The 17,268-nt window shown below is 69.5% G+C and carries 15 protein-coding genes; 5 read left to right on the top strand and 10 right to left on the bottom strand.

Annotation, left to right across the window (positions count from 1 at the left end; translation table 11 throughout):
• The first annotated feature begins 64 nt into the window (after window positions 1-64).
• The 3 genes from PM1_RS01345 to hutC (PM1_RS01335) are packed head-to-tail and all read left to right on the top strand — an operon-like array spanning window position 65 to window position 2,753.
• Window positions 65-862, top strand: coding sequence for an amino acid ABC transporter ATP-binding protein (locus PM1_RS01345; protein WP_173427893.1), 798 nt, complete (start codon window positions 65-67; stop codon window positions 860-862).
• Entirely contained in the window at window positions 859-1,986 is a 1,128-nt protein-coding gene (gene hisC / locus PM1_RS01340; RefSeq protein WP_009613745.1) for a histidinol-phosphate transaminase, read from the top strand. The genes PM1_RS01345 and hisC overlap by 4 nt, the downstream gene beginning before the upstream one ends.
• Window positions 1,987-2,009: 23 nt before the next feature.
• Window positions 2,010-2,753, top strand: coding sequence for a histidine utilization repressor (gene hutC / locus PM1_RS01335; RefSeq protein ID WP_009613746.1), 744 nt, complete (start codon window positions 2,010-2,012; stop codon window positions 2,751-2,753).
• A gap of 53 nt (window positions 2,754-2,806) precedes the next feature.
• On the opposite strand, the gene PM1_RS01330 is transcribed toward hutC (PM1_RS01335), so the two are convergent.
• Both PM1_RS01330 and hutC (PM1_RS01325) read right to left on the bottom strand, forming a co-directional pair.
• Window positions 2,807-3,394 (bottom strand): HutD/Ves family protein, encoded by a 588-nt coding sequence (locus PM1_RS01330; RefSeq protein ID WP_009613748.1) that lies wholly within the window; start codon window positions 3,392-3,394, stop codon window positions 2,807-2,809.
• Window positions 3,391-4,143, bottom strand: coding sequence for a histidine utilization repressor (hutC, locus tag PM1_RS01325; RefSeq protein WP_009613750.1), 753 nt, complete (start codon window positions 4,141-4,143; stop codon window positions 3,391-3,393). Before hutC (PM1_RS01325) ends, PM1_RS01330 begins: the two co-directional genes overlap by 4 nt.
• Before the next feature lie 101 nt (window positions 4,144-4,244).
• Here hutC (PM1_RS01325) and PM1_RS01320 point away from each other — a divergent pair, with 101 nt between their 5' ends.
• Entirely contained in the window at window positions 4,245-5,609 is a 1,365-nt protein-coding gene (locus PM1_RS01320; protein WP_009613751.1) for a formimidoylglutamate deiminase, read from the top strand.
• 265 nt (window positions 5,610-5,874) lie between these two features.
• On the opposite strand, the gene PM1_RS01315 is transcribed toward PM1_RS01320, so the two are convergent.
• From PM1_RS01315 to PM1_RS01285, 7 genes are all read right to left on the bottom strand, one after another.
• On the bottom strand, window positions 5,875-6,435 hold the full coding sequence (locus PM1_RS01315; protein WP_009613752.1) for a lipocalin family protein: 561 nt from the start codon (window positions 6,433-6,435) through the stop codon (window positions 5,875-5,877).
• A gap of 1 nt (window position 6,436) precedes the next feature.
• Window positions 6,437-6,691 carry an outer membrane protein assembly factor BamE domain-containing protein gene (gene bamE, locus PM1_RS01310; protein WP_009613753.1) on the bottom strand — a complete coding sequence of 85 codons (255 nt, stop codon included), beginning with the start codon at window positions 6,689-6,691 and terminating at the stop codon, window positions 6,437-6,439.
• Between the two features lie 69 nt (window positions 6,692-6,760).
• Window positions 6,761-7,369, bottom strand: a complete 609-nt coding sequence (locus PM1_RS01305; protein WP_009613755.1) for a DUF924 family protein — start codon at window positions 7,367-7,369, stop codon at window positions 6,761-6,763.
• Window positions 7,369-8,379, bottom strand: coding sequence for a class 1 fructose-bisphosphatase (locus PM1_RS01300; RefSeq protein WP_009613757.1), 1,011 nt, complete (start codon window positions 8,377-8,379; stop codon window positions 7,369-7,371). The genes PM1_RS01305 and PM1_RS01300 overlap by 1 nt, the downstream gene beginning before the upstream one ends.
• Window positions 8,380-8,548: 169 nt before the next feature.
• A complete protein-coding gene (gene estP, locus PM1_RS01295; protein WP_009613764.1) occupies window positions 8,549-10,462 on the bottom strand; it encodes an esterase EstP in 1,914 nt (637 codons plus the stop codon).
• Window positions 10,463-10,596: 134 nt separating this feature from the next.
• Complete coding sequence (locus PM1_RS01290) at window positions 10,597-11,961, bottom strand: DUF3999 domain-containing protein (protein ID WP_009613766.1); 1,365 nt, start codon at window positions 11,959-11,961, stop codon at window positions 10,597-10,599.
• Entirely contained in the window at window positions 11,958-15,563 is a 3,606-nt protein-coding gene (locus PM1_RS01285) for a DUF2339 domain-containing protein (protein WP_024128064.1), read from the bottom strand. The genes PM1_RS01290 and PM1_RS01285 overlap by 4 nt, the downstream gene beginning before the upstream one ends.
• Window positions 15,564-16,096: 533 nt before the next feature.
• On the opposite strand from PM1_RS01285, the gene PM1_RS01280 reads away from it, so the two are divergent.
• Window positions 16,097-16,318 (top strand): hypothetical protein, encoded by a 222-nt coding sequence (locus PM1_RS01280; protein ID WP_009613801.1) that lies wholly within the window; start codon window positions 16,097-16,099, stop codon window positions 16,316-16,318.
• Between the two features lie 112 nt (window positions 16,319-16,430).
• Here the strand turns inward: PM1_RS01280 and PM1_RS01275 are convergent, their stop codons facing one another.
• Window positions 16,431-16,823, bottom strand: coding sequence for a DUF2846 domain-containing protein (locus tag PM1_RS01275; RefSeq protein WP_024128065.1), 393 nt, complete (start codon window positions 16,821-16,823; stop codon window positions 16,431-16,433).
• Window positions 16,824-17,268 lie beyond the last annotated feature (445 nt).

Raw genomic sequence — 17,268 nt, 5'->3', positions numbered from 1 at the left:
CGGCCCCGCCATCGAGGTGCATCCCATGCAACACGACCCCAGCGCCGGCGCAGCCGGCGAACCCATTCTCAAGCTGCGCGGCGTCGGCAAGCACTTCGGCCAGCTGCAGGTGCTGCACGACATCGACCTGGACGTGCGGCGCTCGGAAGTGGTGTGCCTGATAGGCCCCTCCGGCTCCGGCAAGAGCACCCTGTTGCGCAGCATGGCCTTCCTCGAGCAGTACGACAGCGGCGAGGTATTCATCGAGGGCCAGCTGCTCGGCTGGCAGCCCGGCCCGCGGCGCAAGCTGGCCAGCCGCGCGCAGATCAACCAGGTGCGGCGCAACGTCGGCATGGTCTTCCAGCAGTTCAACCTGTGGCCGCACATGAGCGTGCTGGGCAACGTCACCGAGGCCCTGCTGCGGGTGCGCCGGCAGCCGACCGACGAGGCCCGGCGCCGCGGCCTGGCGATGCTGGAGAAGGTCGGTCTGGCGCACAAGGCCGACAACTACCCGGCACAGCTCTCCGGCGGCCAGCAGCAGCGTGTGGCCATCGCCCGCGCGCTGGCCATGGAGCCGCACATCATGCTGTTCGACGAGCCGACCTCGGCGCTGGACCCGGAGCTGGTGGGCGAGGTGCTGCAGGTGATGAAGGCGCTGGCCGCCGACGGCATGACCATGGTGGTGGTGACCCACGAGATGGGCTTCGCCGCCCAGGTCGCCGACACCGTGGTCTTCCTCGACCAGGGCCGCATCGTCGCCAAGGGCTCGCCGCGCGAGGTTTTCCACGACACCCGGCACCCCCGCCTGCAGCAGTTCCTGCAGAACTACCTGGACCGCAATGCCTTCTGGCAGGACCTGAAAGAAGAAGAGGCCCGCGCATGACCTACCTCGACTCTCTCGCCCGCGCCGAAGTACGCGGCCTCGCCCGCTACAACGCCGGCCTGTCCAGCGACGCCGTGCGCCAGCGCTTCGGCCTCGCCCGCATCGCCAAGCTGGGCAGCAACGAAAACCCGCTAGGCGCCGCGCCTGCGGTGGCCGCCGCTCTGGCCGAGGCTGCCGGGCAATGCGCGCTCTACCCCGACGCCAGCTGCGGCGAGCTTCGCGCCGCGCTGGCCGAGCACCTGCAGGTGGACGGCCAGCGCCTGGTGTTCGGCAACGGCTCGGAGGACCTGCTCGGGATCATCAGCCGGGTGTTCCTCGACCATGGCGACGAGGTGCTCACCGTGCTGCCGTCCTTCGGCCTGCACCTGATCTACCCACGCGCCGCCGGCGCCGAAGTGCGCGGCGTGCCCATGACAGCGGACATGGGTATCGACGTCGACGGCCTGATCGCCGCCCTCGGCCCGCGCACCCGCCTGCTGATGTTCGCCTGCCCGTCCAACCCGGTGGGCTGTACCCTGCGGGCCGACGAACTGCAGCGCATCCTCGAAGGGCTGCCGGCGCACTGCCTGCTGGTGTTCGACGAGGCCTACCACGAGTACGCCCGCGACGAGCCCGGCTACCCCGACTGCCTGGCCATGCTGGAGGCCAGCGGCAAACCCTACGTACTGCTGCGCACTTTTTCCAAGGCCTACGCCCTGGCCGGGCTGCGCATCGGCTACGGGGTAGCCGGCGACGCCCACCTGGCCGAGCTGATCGACCGCCTGCGCACGCCCTTCAACGTCAATCGCGCGGCCCAGGCCGCCGCCATCGCCGCGCTGGCCGACCAGGCGCACCTGCGCGCCAGCCTCGAGCACGTCGCCGTTGAACGCCGCCGCCTGGACGCGGCGCTGCGCGAGCGGGGCCTGCTGCCGGCGCCATCGCGGGCGAACTTCCTGTTCTTCGCCACGCCCTTCGAGGCCGAAGACCTGAACCAGGCCCTGCTGCGCCAGGGGGTGATCGTCAAACCCTGGCGCGAACCGGGTTACACTCGCTGGCTGCGCGTTTCCGTCGGCACCCGCGAGGACAACGACCTGTTCCTCCAGGCCCTCGACCGGGCCCTCGCGCAACCCGCGCCGCCCGCCTGATCCGCCGCCCCGGAGCCACCTCCATGACCGCCAAGCCCAGCATCCCGCAAGCCCTCTATCGGCAGGCCAAGTCCTTCGTCGAGAACAAGCTGCGCTCAGGCGAGTGGAAACCCGGCGACCTGATCCCCTCGGAGAACCGACTGGTGGTGGAGCTGGGCATGTCGCGCATGACGGTCAACCGCGCCCTGCGCGAACTCACCGCCGAAGGCCACCTGGTGCGGCTGTCGGGGGTGGGTACCTTCGTCGCCGACCGCAAGCCGCAGTCCAACCTGCTGATGATCGCCAACCTCGCCGACGAGGTGCGCGCCCGCGGTCATCGCTACGAGTGCCGGCTGGTCACTCTCGCCCGCGAAGCCGCCTCGCTGCCGGTGGCGGCGGCGCTATCGCTGCCCACCGGCAGCTCGGTATTCCATGTCACCTGTGTGCATTGCGAGGAAGGCGTGCCGGTGCAGTTGGAAGACCGCTACGTGAACCCGGAGCTGATTCCCGAGTTGCTGCAGCAGCGCTTCGACGACGAACTGCAACCCTCGCAGTACCTGCTCAACGTGATCGCGCCGGACGAGATGGAGCACATCGTCGACGCCGTGCTGCCGAACCCGGCGGAAAGCGAGCTGCTGGAACTGGAAGGCAACGAGCCCTGCCTGGTGCTGATGCGCCGCACCTGGGTCCGGGGTAAGGCGGTGACCTTCGTGCGCTTCGTCCACCCCTCGTCGCGCTATCGCCTGGGCAGCCGCCTGCCGGTCAAGGCCGGGCACGGCGCGGGCTGAGCGAACGCCTGATCCAGTACGTAACAGTGGCAATGTCGGCGCGCCCCGCGCGGTCAAGCCCTGGCATTCAGCTCGATCAGGCAGCAGTTCACCGGGCCGTCGCTCTCCAGCAGCAGCACGGCCAGGCCTTCGTTACCCTCGATGCGCAGGCAGTCGTGGCGCCCCAGGACGCCGCAGTCATGGCCGTCCAGGCTGGCGCGCAGGCCCTCGCCGGCGCTGAACAGCAGCCAGATGCCGGACGAGGCGAACAGGCGCTGCTCGCCATTCACCCGCAGCCAGTGCAGGCGCGCGTCGTAGCGCTGCGGCGCGTAGATCAGATTGAAGTCGCGTATGGCGCCATCGAGCAGCGTGCACTCCACATGGCTGTCGCCGCTGAAGGCGAACGGGTCCAGCGCCAGCAAGGGCCGCGAATCCACGCCGTCGACGTGCAGGCGCATGCCGGCGCCTTCGAGCACGGTGATGATCCGCTGGTAACCGTCGAAACGGGAGAAACTGCCGGACTCGCCGACGTCGGCGATCGACAGGCGCCAGCCGAAGCCCGCCAGGCCGGCGCCGCTGTCGCGGGTGATCTCCAGCGTGGTGCCGGCCCCATTCTTCCAGGGCATGCACGGGTAATCGGCGGCGCGCAGCAGGTGGATCATTGTTCGAATTTCCCCTCGAGTCGGTAACGGGAGCCGGGATACAGCAGGCGGGTGCTGGCCACCACCTGGCGGCCCGACCAGGTGCGCCGGCGGATCAGCAGGCAGGGCTCGCCACGCTCGATCTTCAGCAGCTTGCATTCGGCCGCATTGGCCAACACCGCCTCGACCACGTGCTCGCCCTCGGTCATCGGCGCCAGCGCCATCAGGTAGGCGTTGGGCGTGCTGCGGGTGAAGTCCTGCCCCAGGTACTCCGGCGCCACCAGCGGGTTCACGTAGCGCTCCTCGATTTGTACCGGCACACCGTTCTCGAAGTGCACCAGCAGCGAGTGGTACAGCTTCTGCCCCTCGCGCAGGCCCAGGGCCATGGCGTGCTCGGGGCCGGCCTTGACCTCGTCGAGGACGATCACCTCGGCGCGGTGCGCGTGGCCACGGCTGGCGATCTCGTCGGCGATGTTGTGCACCTCGAACAACGCCGCCTGGCCCTTGGGCTCGGCGACGAAGGTGCCCACACCCTGCATGCGGACCAGCAGCCCCTCGGCAGTCAGCTCGCGCAACGCCCGGTTGATGGTCATGCGGCTGAAGCCCAGCTCGGCGACCAGCTCGCTCTCCGATGGCACCCGGTAGTGCGGCGGCCAGGTGCCGCTGGCGATCTGCTGGGTGATCATCTGCTTGACCCGCGCGTAGAGCGGCGCCGGCGTCTCTGCGAGCTGGGCGGCCAACGGCATGGACGAGGGTTGTGGGTTCGGCATCGGAGCGCTCCTTGGCGGGATGACCTTGGCGACAGTTTACGCACGCCCAGAACGTCTGTATATGTATATACAAATAAGTCCATGCGTGCAGGAGCATGATTATGCCCGCCTATTACGCCGAACGCGCCCTCCTCCCTTCCGGCTGGGCCCGCGATGTCCGTTTCGAGGTTGCCGCCGACGGCCTGCTGGCGCGGGTCGAGGCCAACGCCAGCGCCGAGGGCGCCGAGCGCCTGCGCGGGCCGGTGCTGCCGGGCATGCCCAACCTGCACTCGCACGCCTTCCAGCGCGCCATGGCGGGCCTGGCCGAGGTGGCCGGCAACCCCAACGACAGCTTCTGGACCTGGCGCGAACTGATGTACCGCCTGGTCGGCCGCATCACCCCGGAGCAGTTGCAGGTCATCGCCCGCCAGCTGTACATCGAGATGCTCAAGGCCGGCTACACCGGCGTCGCCGAATTCCACTACGTGCACCACGACCTGGATGGCCAGCGCTACGCCGAGCCGGCCGAGCTGGCGCTGCGCGTCAGCCAGGCCGCGCGCGAGGCCGGCATCGGCCTGACGCTGCTGCCGGTGCTCTACAGCCATTCCGGCTTCGGCGGCCAGCCGCCCAGCGAGGGCCAGCGCCGCTTCATCAACGGCACCGACGCCTACCTGGAGCTGATCCATGGCCTGCAGCCGCGCCTGGCGGCGCAACCGGCGCAGCGCGTCGGCCTGTGCTTCCACTCGCTGCGCGCGGTGACGCCGCAGCAGATCACCGAGGTGCTGGAGTCCGACAGCAGCGAAGGGCCCATCCACATCCACATCGCCGAGCAGCAGAAGGAAGTCGACGACTGCCTGGCCTGGAGCCAGCGCCGGCCGCTGCAGTGGCTGTACGACAACATCGAGGTGGACGAGCGCTGGTGCCTGGTCCACGCCACCCACGCCGAGCCCGACGAAGTCGCCGCCATGGCCGCCAGCGGCACCGTGGCCGGCCTGTGCCTGACCACCGAGGCCAACCTCGGCGACGGCATCTTCCCGGCGGTGGACTACCTGGCCCGCGGCGGGCGCCTGGGCATCGGCTCGGACAGCCACGTGTCGCTGAGCGTGGTGGAGGAACTGCGCTGGCTGGAATACGGCCAGCGCCTGCGCGACCAGAAGCGCAACCGCCTGTACCGCAGCGACCAGCCCAACATCGGCCAGACGCTCTACGAAGCGGCCCTTGTGGGCGGCGCCCAGGCCCTGGGCCAACCGGTGGGCGAACTGGCCGCGGGCCGCCGCGCCGACCTGCTGGTACTCGACGGCAACGATCCCTACCTGGCCACCGCCAAGCCCGACACCCTGCTCAACCGCTGGCTGTTCGCCGGCGGCGACCGCCAGGTGCGCGATGTGATGGTCAACGGGCAGTGGGTGGTACGGGATCGCCGGCATGCGCTGGAAGAGCAGAGCGCCGGGGAGTTCGCGGGGGTGTTGCGGGAGTTGTTGGGGTGATGGGGGCAGCCGGTGGCTTCGTCGTCTAGACCAACCTTCTTTCCCTCTCCCCAGCCCTCTCCCTGAAGGGAGAGGGGGCTTGTCCGTGCCGAGAGAAGAAATGGTTTCAGCTGGAAACCACCGGAGCTGCCGGCTGACTCCAGAATCCCCAACCCTGCCCAACGGTCCCCTCTCCCTTCAGGGAGAGGGTTAGGGAGAGGGGCGGAGGTGAAGTAACGCACCTGCGTCACCGGCAGACACCACCACCCCACAAAACATCCATCCCTCAATTCCCCGCGATCGCGCTGTCCTTACTCCGCCAGATCAGATCGCTCGTGTCATACCCCTTGCGATTGGCCTCGGCCAACAAACGACGCAGCGTCGCCTCCGGCAGGCTGGTCTGCCGCGCCAGCAGCCACAGGTGGTCGCGATCGCGGTTGCCGACCAGCGCGGTCTGGTAGTCCTCGTCGACGTAGAGCACCCGGTAGTCGCCGCGCACCACGCCGGGGAGCAGCCGCGACGCCCAGTTATCGAAGCGCACCCAGAAGGCATCGGTGCTGCCCGGCGTCTGCGGGGTGGCCGTGCCGGTCACCTGTTTCCAGCTGCCGTCGGCGGTGCGGCAGCGGTTGCGCAGGCCGATGCTGCCGTCGGCGCGCACGCTGTAGTGGGCCTCGGACTGCAGGCAGGCGCGCTGGAAGAACATCGGCTTGCGCGCCAGCTCGTACCATGTGCCGGCGTAGCGCTGCGGGTCGACCTGCATCGTTTGCGGCCGCTCCTCGGCGTGCCCGGCGCAGCCGCCGATGCCGGCCAGCGCGACGGCGGCGAGCACCCGCAGCGCGGCGTTCATCTCACTTCAGGCCCTGGCCGGAGAACATCAGCACCTTGTCGCCGGCGTACTGCACGCTGATGAAGGTCTTGTCGTCACCCCAGGTGCAGCTGGACACGCCCAGCGCGCCGGAGCACTCGGTCGGCTTGCCGAGCAGGGCCTCCACCTCGGCCTTGTCCATGCCGGCCTTGAGCTTGGAATAGTTTTCCTGGTTGAGCTTGCTGCAGGCGGCCATGGCGATGCAGACGGCGATCAGGGCGATACGGCGGAAGGACATGGGCAACTCCATTGTCGGATGGTCCATTGGACAAGCGTGGCACAGGCCACGCGAAACGCACCGTTGGAGTCAGAAATGCGAGCCGGGTTCCTTGAGGAAGGCGACTTCCTCGGCGCTGGACTCGCGGCCAAGGATGGCGTTGCGATGGGGGAAGCGGCCGAAGCGCGCGACCACTGCGCGGTGGCGCTCGGCGTAGTCGAGGAAATCGGCGAACAGCGCCTTGTCGTCCTCGGCGGCCTGCTCATGCAGTTCGGCGAAGCGCTGCACCGCCTGCTCCTGCTGCGCCAGGTCCTCGGCGTGCTCAAGCACCAGGTAGACGAAGACCCGCTCGATGGGCTGCAACTGGCGGTCCAGCCCGGCCGCAAGACCGCGGCGCACCAGCGCCTGGGCGCGGGCGTCGCCGTCGTAGGCGCGCGGCGTGTCGCGGAAGATCATCCGCGGCAACTGGTCCAGCAGCAGGATCAGCGCCAGCCAGCCCTGGGCCGAGCCGGCCCAGTCGGCCAGCCCGCCGTCCAGGGCCTGGCGCACCAGGCCGCCGAAACGGTTGTCCGAAGCCGTGTCCTCGCAGGCGCTCTTGCCGAACCACAGGCCGTTGCGCTGGGCGGCGACGTCGCTGGCGCGCAGGGCGTCGCCGAACCACCAGTCGAGCAACGCCTGCCAGGCGGGTGCCGCGCTCATCAGGCCTGGTGGTAGCCGGTGACGCGCTCGACCTCTTCCTTCGAACCGAGGAACACGGCCACGCGCTGGTGCAGCGAATCCGGCTGGATGTCGAGGATGCGCTGGGTGCCGTTGGTGGCGGCGCCGCCGGCCTGCTCGATGATGAAGGACATCGGGTTGGCCTCGTACATCAGCCGCAGCTTGCCGGGCTTCTCCGGCTCACGGGCATCGCGCGGGTACATGAAGATGCCGCCGCGGGTCAGGATGCGGTGCACATCGGCCACCATGGAGGCGATCCAGCGCATGTTGTAGTTCTTGCCCAGCGGGCCTTCCTTGCCGGCCAGCAGTTCGCTGACGTAGCGCTGCACCGGGGCTTCCCAGTGGCGCTGGTTGGACATGTTGATGGCGAACTCGGCGGTGCTGTCCGGCACGCGGATGTTGTCGTGGGTGAGCACGAAGCTGCCCAGCTCGCGGTCCAGGGTGAAGCCCTTGACGCCGTCGCCGAGGGTCAGCATCAGCATGGTCTGCGGGCCGTAGATGGCGTAGCCGGCGGCGACCTGCCTGGTGCCCGGCTGGAGGAAGGCCTGCTCGTTGAGGCTGTCGTTCTGGCTCAGGTGCTGCTCGGGGCAGCGCAGCACCGAGAAGATGGTGCCGACCGAAACGTTGACGTCGATGTTGCTGGAGCCGTCCAGCGGGTCGAACACCAGCAGGTAGGCGCCCTTGGGGTACTTGCCGGGGATCTGGTAGGCGTTGTCCATCTCCTCGGAGGCCATGCCGGCCAGGTGGCCGCCCCACTCGTTGGCTTCCAGGAGGATTTCGTTGGACATCACGTCCAGCTTCTTCTGCACCTCGCCCTGTACGTTCTCGGTGCCCATGCTGCCCAGCACGCCGCCCAGGGCGCCCTTGGACACGGCATGGCTGATTTCCTTGCACGCACGCGCCACCACCTCGATGAGGAAGCGCAGGTCGGCCGGGGTGTTGTGGCTGCGGGTCTGCTCGATGAGGTAGCGGCTGAGGGTAACGCGGGACATGGAAGGGCTCCGGGGGAGAGGTAGGAAAAAAACTGCGCGCATTCTAGCGTGGAATCGGCCACGCCGCCTCCCGTACGGCGCGTCCGTCCTGAGGTTGGAGCGCGCCGCCGGTGGTCGGTTCCCTCGTCGCTGCGGCCGTCAGTCGCGGCGGCTTCCTGGCGTACCGGGCTTAGAAGTCCAGGCTCAGCGCCAGGCTCACGCCCTGCTGCAGGTCGTCGTCGCTGCGGTGCGCGCTGTAGCCGCCGCGCAGCGAGAGTTCCGGGGTCAGCTTCCGGGCGAAGCCCAGGGTCGCGCGCTGCAGGTGGCTCTGCGGGGTGTAGCCCTGCAGGGTGAAGCCGTTGGCCGGCAGGCTGGTGAAGGCCATCCCGATGTTCTGGGTGTCGTCGGCGTATTCGCGCTCCACCGCCACTTCGCCGAACAGCTGGGTCTGCTCGCTGAGCGCGTACTTGCCCTGCAGGCCCACGCCAAGGCGGCGGGAGTAGCGCATCTGCTCGTCGAACGACAGCGAGGTGGAAGCGTTGCCCTCGTCGTAGCCGTCCACCTTCACCCGCGCCCAGTCGGCGCTGACGAAGGGCGACAGGTGCCAGGCCTCGCCGCCCTGGGCGATGTCGTAGCCGATCCGGCCGCTGAAGGCGAGCAGGTTGCCGTTGGTGTCGCCCTTCTCCTCGACGGTGCGCGGGCCGATGGCGAACTTGCGGTTGGCCTCGTCGTAGTCGAGGTAGCCGCCGGTCACCGCGGCGTCGCCCCACCAGCGATCCTGCTGGTACTGCACGAAGAGGCTGCCCAGGTAGCTGTTGAGCTTGTAGTCGGAATCCTCGGCGCCGGCCTCCAGTTTCTGCCGGTAGAAACCGGCGGCGATGCCGGCGCGCCAGGCGTCGTCCAGGCGCAGCGAGCCGCCCAGGGTCAGGTTGTAGCCGAAGCCGTCGCCGCTGGCGGCGCTGTCCTGGTCGTCGTAGTCCAGGTGCTGGCCGCCGCCGGTGACGAAGCCACGCCACTGGCCGACGCCCTGCCAGTTCTCCCAGTCGGCCAGCCACTGGCTGCGCAGCTCGTCCTGGTAGGCGCGCAGGGTGCCGTGGGCCATTTCCGGCAGCAGGGTGGCCTCCCAGGGCGCGGACAGCACCGAGTAGGCGTAATCGGCGATCAGCGTCTGGCCGGCGATGGTCGGGTGCACGCCATCGTTGAAGATCAGCTTGGTCGGGTCGGGGCTGCTGCCGTGGCGGCCGTAGACCGGGTTTTCCGGGCAGCTGTTGCCACTGAAGCAGGTGCCCACCAGGTTCTGTCCGGTGGCCAGGCCATAGGCGCCGGGATCGGCCAGCACTTCCTGGAGCATCAGCGGGATGTTCAGCGGGATCACGTTGGCGCCGCTGCTGGCCAACTGGCTGACCAGCTCCTCGTTGAAAATGCCGCTGAGCTGGGTGCCGAAGCTCTGCAGGACGGTGCCGTTGGTGGCCGGGGTGAGGCCCAGGTCGGGCAGCAGCCAGACCATGATGTAGCGCGCGCCGGCCTGGCTCAGGGCCTGGGCGCTGTCCACCAGGCGCCCGGCGGCGGCGCGGGCGGAGGGGTCGTCGGTGATGCGGAACTGCAGGAAGTCGTTGCCGCCGCCGGTGAGGTAGTAGAGCGCGTTGGGATCGGCGAGGCGGCCGACCAGGTAGCCGTCACGGGTGCGCGTCTGGCCGTTGGCGCTGACCACCGAGCCGCCGGCGGCGGTGATGGAGTCGTAGATCTGGTCGGTGCGGTAGCCACCCACCGCCCAGTTGTTGCCGTCCGGCAGGCCTTCGGCGGCGTTCACCAGCGAGGTCGAGGGGCCGAGGTCGCCGGCGGCGACGCCCAGCTTGCCGCCGAGGATCATCGCCGCGGTAGGCCCGAAGACCTCGCCGCTGCCGTCCAGATAGGTCGGTCCCACGCGGTTGGTGAAGCGGGTGGAGGCGCCGGCGGGGCCGTCGGCGTCGGGGAACTGGCCGGCGTCGCTGAGGCTGTCGCCGAACACCACCAGGGTCGAATACGGGGAAGGTGACGCCAGGGCCTGGCTGGCGATGCCGAGCAGGCAAGCGGCGGCCAGGGGTGAAAGCACCTGTTTGATCATGCGGCTGACTCCATGCTTGTTCTTATAGGTAGAGTGCAACGCCGTTAACAGTATCAGAACAATCGCGCAGAGTAGCGTTCTTGACGCATTTCCCTACATAAGCTGGCGTAATTTCTCCATTTCCCGGTATTTGCTCATTGGCCGGCGCGCTGCCCGCGCAGCAGGCTGAAGGCCATGCCGCCCAGCAGCAGCACCCCGCCCAGCAATACGGCCCACAGGCCGATGCGCTTCCAATTGCCGTCGCCGGCGCTGGCGGCTTCCGCCGGAGCGGCCTGCAAGGCCCCGTCCAGGCTGGCCTGGCCGACCTGGGCCGGCTTGTCCGGCTGGTAGCCGGGGATCAGCACGCTCAGCGGCAGGCTGGCGGAGGTGGCGTCGCGCTTGCCGAGGGCCAGTTGATAGGGCGCGCTGCCGCGCACCAGGAACACCAGCTCGCGGGCACGCATGGCCACCCGCAGGCTGGGCGCCGTGTCGCCCAGGCCGGTGCCGCGCGCGTCGGTGACCAGGCGCAGCTGGCGCACCGGCTGGCCGGCCAGCAGTAGTTCGTCCTGGCGCACCTGGCGGCCGTCCACCGGCAGGTCGTAGAGCACCCCGCGGGCCAGCGGGTACCAGTCGTCCCGGCTGCCCTGCCCGGTTGCCTTGCGCGCGGACAGCGCCACCGGCGCCATCAGGTGCTGCGCCGCAGTGCCCAGCTCGAAGCGCACCCGCTCCAGCGGCAGCGCCTGGGGCAGGTCCCAGCGGTAGCTGCCGTCCGCCTCGCGGCGCCCGGCGATGGGCTCGGACCACACCAGCGGCGTGCTCGCGGCCTGGTCGGTGCGGCCCAGCAGGCGCGCGCCCTTGAGCGTCACCGCCGCGTTGCCGGCTGGCCACGACAGGCGCAGGTAGCGCGCTTTCTGCCCGGGCAGGGCCACCTCGCTGACGTCCATGCGCTCGCCGTTGAAGCTCAGGCGGGCGAGCTGGCCGTCGCCCCAGTTGCGCCAGTGCTGCAGGTCGTCGCTGGCCTCGATGCGGAAATGCTGGAAGCCCTCGGCCTCGCTGCTCCAGTCCAGGGCCAGGCGCTCGAAGGGGAAGTCGGCGTCGCCGGCGTCCAGCAGCCAGCCGCTGCGCCGCTCGCCCGTTGGCGCGGGAGTTGCGTCGGGCAGCACTTCCACCAGGGTGCCGGTGGTGCTGCGCTGGATGCGCAGGCCGGCCTGGCGGCCGGGGTCGGCCTCGGCGCCGTACAGCGGGAACAGCCGGGCCGCGGCTTCATGGGCGGTGCTGCTGCCCTGCGCCGCCGACGCGCTCAGGGCATAGGGCAGCGCCTCGCCCTCCTTGTCGAACACCCGCAGGTCGCGCAGGTCGGCATGGGCGGCGGCCAGTTGCACGCTCATCGGCACCTGCAGGCGGTACCAGGGGCCTTCGCCCTGCAGGCGCAGGGGCACCTGCTGCGGGTAGTCGGCGGGGGTTTCCGCGGCCTGGGCCAGCCCGGCGGCCAGGCAGAGGATGAGGGAAGCCAGCTTCATGCGGGGGGTTGCTCCTGTTGCCCGGCCGCCCGGTGCGGCGGCAGCGGGGCGAAATAGCCGACGACCAGCAGCAGCACGCCGACGCCGATGAAGGAAACGATGCGCTCCAGGCTGCCGCTGTTGCCCAGCTCGACGAAGAACAGCTTGACCACCACCACGCCGATCAGCGCCGCGCCGACCATCCACAGGTCGCGCCGCCCGCGCAGGTGGCCGCCGACCATCAGGCCCAGGGCGATCAGCGTCCAGACGATGGACAGCCCGGCCTGCACCAGCATCGACTCGCGCAGCGGCTCCAGGGCAAAGGGCACGCCGCCCCAGTGGTGCGCGGTGCGGCACACGGCCAGGGTCAGCAGGGAGAACAGCGAGGCGCCCAGCAGCGCCTGCGCCGGCAGGCGCACCTGTTCGCCGGCAAGGCCCAGTTGCGGCAGGCCCTCGCGGCTCCACTGGAACACCGCCGCCAGCACGATCAGCATGCCCAGCTCCAGCGGGTTGAGCAGCGGCAGGTAGGGCAACGGTTGCGCCGCGCCGTCGCTGACCAGGTTGACCAGCCAGAACCAGCCGAGCAGCGCCAGCGCCACCGGCGCCGCGGCCAGGGCACGGTACTCCCGGGGGAAGGCCGCCACCGGCCAGGGCAGCGTGCGCCGTGCGCCCATGAGGATCAGGTAGAGGCTCGGCACCAGCGCCCAGCCCAGCCAGCGCCAGGCATTGTAGTGCTCGGCCAGGGCGAGGAACAGGTAACGCAGCTGCAACGCCAGCACCGCGAGCAACAGCCAGCAGCCGAGCACGTGGGCGCCGCGCAGGGGCAGCGCCGGCAGCACCGGTTCCAGGCGTTTGAGCGACCAGAAGTGCGCCACGAACAGCGCGCCCCAGCCCAGCCAGCCGAGCTCGCCCAGCGGCTGGTATTCCGGCTGCCAGGCACTGGCCAGCGCCAGCACACCCGCCGGCGCCAGGGCCAGGCAGGCGAGCGCCAGGGCCCGCCACTGCTCGCGGCGGGCGACGAAGGCCCAGAGCACCACGCTGACGGCCGCCACCAGCAGGGCGACGTGCTCGCGCCGCGACGCCGGGACGAAGCGGGCGATCTCACACAACGCGGTCAGCGCCCACCAGCCAGCGCCCCAGGCCAGCAGCAACTGCGACAGCCGTTCCAGGGTCAGCGCCCCCAGTTGCAGCGCCTGCCCGCCCTGCCCCGCCCGGTGCAGGCGCCAGGCGCCGACCAGCGCCGCCAGGGCCAGCACCGCCGGGCACCAGAAGCCGCTGTGGGCCAGGGGCGTCAGGCCCTCGCCGGAGAGCCCGGCGAACAATGAAGAGCCGCCGAACAGCAGCGCCGCGCCGCCCAGCACCTGCAGCAGCAGGCCGAACACGAAGCTCGCGCGCTGCTGCAACGCCAGGCTCAGCCAGAGGATCAGCAGGCCGCTGCCGGCCCATACCGCCGCGGCGCTGCGCCAGGGCAGGACGAACAGCACCGCCAGGTTGACGAAGGCCAGGCCGGCCAGCAGCACCGCGCTGAGGCCGAGCATCAGCCGGCGGTCGTCGCGCACCAGCGGGTCGCGCGCGGCGAGGATCATCCCGGCGATCAGCGCCAGGCCGATCAGGCTGGCGCCGAACAGGCCGGTCCAGCCGCTGCCGAGCACCCCGGCGCCGCCGTCGGCCGCCCGCAGGTCGGCGAGGAACAGCGCGCCGCCGAGCAACTGCACGGCAAAGGCGCAGAACAGGAAGGTCCGCGAGCCCAGGCGCAGCGCGGCGAACACCGTGGCCAAACCAGCCAGCGCCCAGGCCATGGCGGTGCCCGGCACGGCGAAGCACAGCGGCGCGATCAGATAGAGGAAGGCCAGGCCGCAGGCCGCCAGCACCGGCTGGCAGCGCGGTTCCCAGGGCCAGAGGCCGGCGTCGCCGTGGCGGCGCAGCTGCCAGTAGCTGAACAGCAGCGCCACGCCGAGCATCAACGCCCCCAGCGGCGCGCCATCCAGCAGCTTATCCACACCCGGTTGCAGGCCCATCAGGAAGGCGATGGCCGCGCCCACCTGCAGCAGCAGCGCGAACATCCGCGCCAGCCGCCGCCCCTGGCGCAGGCCCAGCCAGTAGATGCCGGCGCCCTCCACGGCCCAGGCCGCCGAGGTCCAGCGCGCGTCCAGGCCCAGCGGGATGGCCAGGCTGCCGAACACCACGCCCAGCGCCAGGCAGGCTTCCACCAGCAGCAGGGCGCGGCCGGCGGTGCGCCCGGCCAGCAGGCGCGCCAGGCCCATGTAGAACAGCCCCAGCGCCAGTGCGCTGAACGCCGGGCCGAATTCCAGGTGGCGGATCAGCGCGTATTGCAGGCCGAAGCCGATCAGCGGCGCGCCGAACAGTACGGTGCCGTCGACGTAGTCGGTCTGCCGCAGCGACCAGCGCAGCGTCTCGTCGCGCCCGGCGCCCTCCTCCAGGCCTGCGGCCTCGCGCAGGCGGCGGCGGGCGAAGAGCAGGCCGATGGCCACGTACATCAGGAAGAACAGCAGCAGGAACGGCTCGGTGCTGGCGAACAGCTCCGGCGTGTAGGAGCGCAGTCCCCAGGCGAAACCGATGCCGAAGGTGCCGAAGAAGCCGATCAGGTTGAGCAGGCGCCAGGCGCGGAACCAGGCGATGGCGAAGATGCCGGCGTTGAGCAGGGCGAAGTAGCTGAACAGGGCGACGTGGTTGCCGGCGCCGGTGGAAGTCAGGATGGGCGCGGCGAAACCGCCCAGGGCCGCCGCGGCGGCAAGGCCGAGGGCGTCCTGCAGCACCGCCAGCACGGCGGAGAACACCGTCACCGCCACCAGCAGGCCAAGGGCCTGGCCCGGCGTCAGCAGCGGATGCAGGCGCATGGCGGCGAACACCGTCAGGTACAGCACCGCGATGCCGGTACCTTGCAGCAGCAGGCCGTAGGTCGCGCGCTTATGCCGCAGCCACCAGCCCAGGGCCAGCAGGGCGATGGCGGCGGCGGCCACGCCCATGTAGCGCAGCTCGACGGGGACGACCACGCGCTCGGAGGCGTAGCGCAGCAGGAAGGCCAGGCCGAGGAACAGCAGCAGCACGCCGACGCGCAGCACGGTATTGCCGCCGAACAGCCAGTCGCGCGCGGCACCGAAGGCACGGTCGAACCAGGAAGGACCGGATGGAGCGGCCGGTTCGGCCTCCCAAGCCGAGGCTTCGCGCGCCACGGGGACTTCGACGGCGGGCGGGATCGGGGCTGGCGGCGGCTCCTGGGGCTGCAACGACCAGTCAGGCGCAGCGCTGGCCGCAGCCGGCGCTTCGGGCAGCTCGATCTCCCATTCCAGCTCCGGCTCAGGCTCGGCGACGGCTTCCGGCGCAACGACGGGCTCCGCCGGCTCGGCGGGCGGCACAGGCGCCGCGGCCCCGCCCTGCTCCAGGCGCAGCAGGCGCTGGTACAACGCCTCGGTACCCGCCTCGAACCGCTCGGCGAACTGCTCCAGCTGCCGGCGCAGCGCCGCGTTCTGCCGCTGCAGGCCATGCAGCGCCAGCGCCTGGCCGAACAGCAGCCCCAGCCCGGCGCCCGCCAGGCCATCGGCGATCGACTCGTCCCAGGCGGCGCCCAGCACCAGGCCGATCAGCATGAAGATCCATTGCATGCATTCACATCCTTGAAAGGGAAACGCCCCCATCCAGCGGCGCGCAAGGCTCCGAGTATATCGCCCCGCGCGGCGCAGGCACCCTGATTCCACAGGATATGACGCCAGCGCCGAGACGCCAGCCACAAAGCACAAGGAACGGCAGGCACCGGCAGCATCGGCTGGTCACGGGCGTCGGGCACGGGCAGATCGGCAAGGGTCATGAAGCGCCTCCTTGTCCGAGACGCGTGTCTCCTGCCGATACGGCTCCCCCGCTTTCTTGCCGCCTCCGATTGACAGCCTTGGGGTAGCGCCCTAACGTGGCTCGGCCGCTCAACAGGGCGGCTCGGGATTGGCGTCCCGATGGACAAGAGAAGGCGCATGGGCATCCGCTCGGCGCCGTGCATGGCTGCACCTGCGTTATGGGCGGGCCGTGCGGGGCATCTTCGGATGCGCCGGTTTCCTTGTCCCGGTACGCCAACCTGTACGGTCCGCCCTCCCTGATTGGCGTCAGGAGGCGGAAACCCCATAGACAAGAGGCCCATGCAGCCCAAGTGCTACCCCATCCCCTGACAAGCACCGCCCCATCGGAGCTCTACGACGCCGCGCAATCCCGCCAGGCGGCCCTGGTCAACCTGCTACGCCTGCTGGCCGGCGCGCCGGACCTGGGCGCGCCCACCGAGGAAGTGCTGGACGGCACCTTCAGCGCGCTGGAATACCTGGCGGCCGACGCCGAGCGGCTGTACGCCGCCGCCGAGCAACGCACCCGACCGTAGGGCGCATAACGCGAAGCGTTATCCGCCGTTGCCGGATGACGCTTCGCTCCGCGACCCGCGCAGTTTCGGATCTAGAGCAGAAAGATGAATCCGTCTCTCTGCTCCCTGCTGGTCATTTACGTTCCTTGGCCACGCTACCCAAACTGGCATCCTTGACCAGGTAACGGCCCTCGGTATCGCCAAGCAGCACCAGGTTGTTGCGCGCCATCAGCATCCCGACTTCCACTTCCTGCTTGATGAACACCACTTCGCCGGCCCGCACCTCGAAAGACAGGTCCGCCCAGTTTTCCGCCTTGGAACTGATGGTGTGCTTGCCTGGCTCGACGTAGAAATAGATGTACTGATTGCCACGGTTGTAGCCCATCTCCGAGGCGTCTTCGCGGTCATCCAGGAACACGTTGAAGCGCACCAGGCCACCAGCGTTACTCGGCCGCACCACATAGACCAGCCCCTGGTCGGCAGTGGCAGCCTTGGGCAACTCGTACCCGGCAACTTCCGCCTGCATTTTCTCCATCGACGGCGCCGAGGCGCAGCCATAGATAAGCGCGATGCTGGCCAGCGCAAGCAGTTTGAGCATTCTCACAACGACTTCTCCCTTTCCATATGGTTGTAGCCGCCGCCCTTTCTTCCAGAGGCAACGGCAGTGCCTGCCCTTGCCAATGCCAACGCGTCGAAAGATCGACTCGGCAGTGATGGCAAAAGGCCAAAAACTTTACCCTGAATGCCGTCTGGAAGGCCATCTGAAAGACTCGATCGGATTCTAAAGAAGGAGGGTTCTCTCCTGAACTCTAATCCTGCCCGGCCAGTCGGCTTTAGAGCAGGAGAAATAAATTGAGCAAAAAGGGGAAATATTTATTTCTCACACCCTAATTCTGTCCAGTCAGCCAGCTTTAGAGCAGGAAAAATAAATCCATCCTATTTTTGGTCATTTTTTAGGACATGCTCCTTTT

This window comes from Pseudomonas sp. M1 (assembly GCF_022760135.1).
GTDB classification, from domain to species: Bacteria; Pseudomonadota; Gammaproteobacteria; order Pseudomonadales; family Pseudomonadaceae; genus Pseudomonas; species Pseudomonas citronellolis.
This window is presented reverse-complemented; position numbering and strand designations above follow the sequence as displayed.

Bases quoted from the DNA above. Each gene is read 5' to 3' on its own strand.
- hutC (WP_009613750.1), bottom strand. From the start codon at position 4,143: ATGCCGAACCCACAACCCTCGTCCATGCCGTTGGCCGCCCAGCTCGCA.
- PM1_RS01305 (WP_009613755.1), bottom strand. From the start codon at position 7,369: ATGAGCGCGGCACCCGCCTGGCAGGCGTTGCTCGACTGGTGGTTCGGC.
- PM1_RS01330 (WP_009613748.1), bottom strand. From the start codon at position 3,394: ATGATCCACCTGCTGCGCGCCGCCGATTACCCGTGCATGCCCTGGAAG.
- bamE (WP_009613753.1), bottom strand. From the start codon at position 6,691: ATGTCCTTCCGCCGTATCGCCCTGATCGCCGTCTGCATCGCCATGGCC.
- PM1_RS01285 (WP_024128064.1), bottom strand. From the start codon at position 15,563: ATGCAATGGATCTTCATGCTGATCGGCCTGGTGCTGGGCGCCGCCTGG.
- PM1_RS01320 (WP_009613751.1), top strand. From the start codon at position 4,245: ATGCCCGCCTATTACGCCGAACGCGCCCTCCTCCCTTCCGGCTGGGCC.
- PM1_RS01300 (WP_009613757.1), bottom strand. From the start codon at position 8,379: ATGTCCCGCGTTACCCTCAGCCGCTACCTCATCGAGCAGACCCGCAGC.
- hutC (WP_009613746.1), top strand. From the start codon at position 2,010: ATGACCGCCAAGCCCAGCATCCCGCAAGCCCTCTATCGGCAGGCCAAG.
- estP (WP_009613764.1), bottom strand. From the start codon at position 10,462: ATGATCAAACAGGTGCTTTCACCCCTGGCCGCCGCTTGCCTGCTCGGC.
- hisC (WP_009613745.1), top strand. From the start codon at position 859: ATGACCTACCTCGACTCTCTCGCCCGCGCCGAAGTACGCGGCCTCGCC.
- PM1_RS01290 (WP_009613766.1), bottom strand. From the start codon at position 11,961: ATGAAGCTGGCTTCCCTCATCCTCTGCCTGGCCGCCGGGCTGGCCCAG.
- PM1_RS01315 (WP_009613752.1), bottom strand. From the start codon at position 6,435: ATGAACGCCGCGCTGCGGGTGCTCGCCGCCGTCGCGCTGGCCGGCATC.
- PM1_RS01275 (WP_024128065.1), bottom strand. From the start codon at position 16,823: ATGCAGGCGGAAGTTGCCGGGTACGAGTTGCCCAAGGCTGCCACTGCC.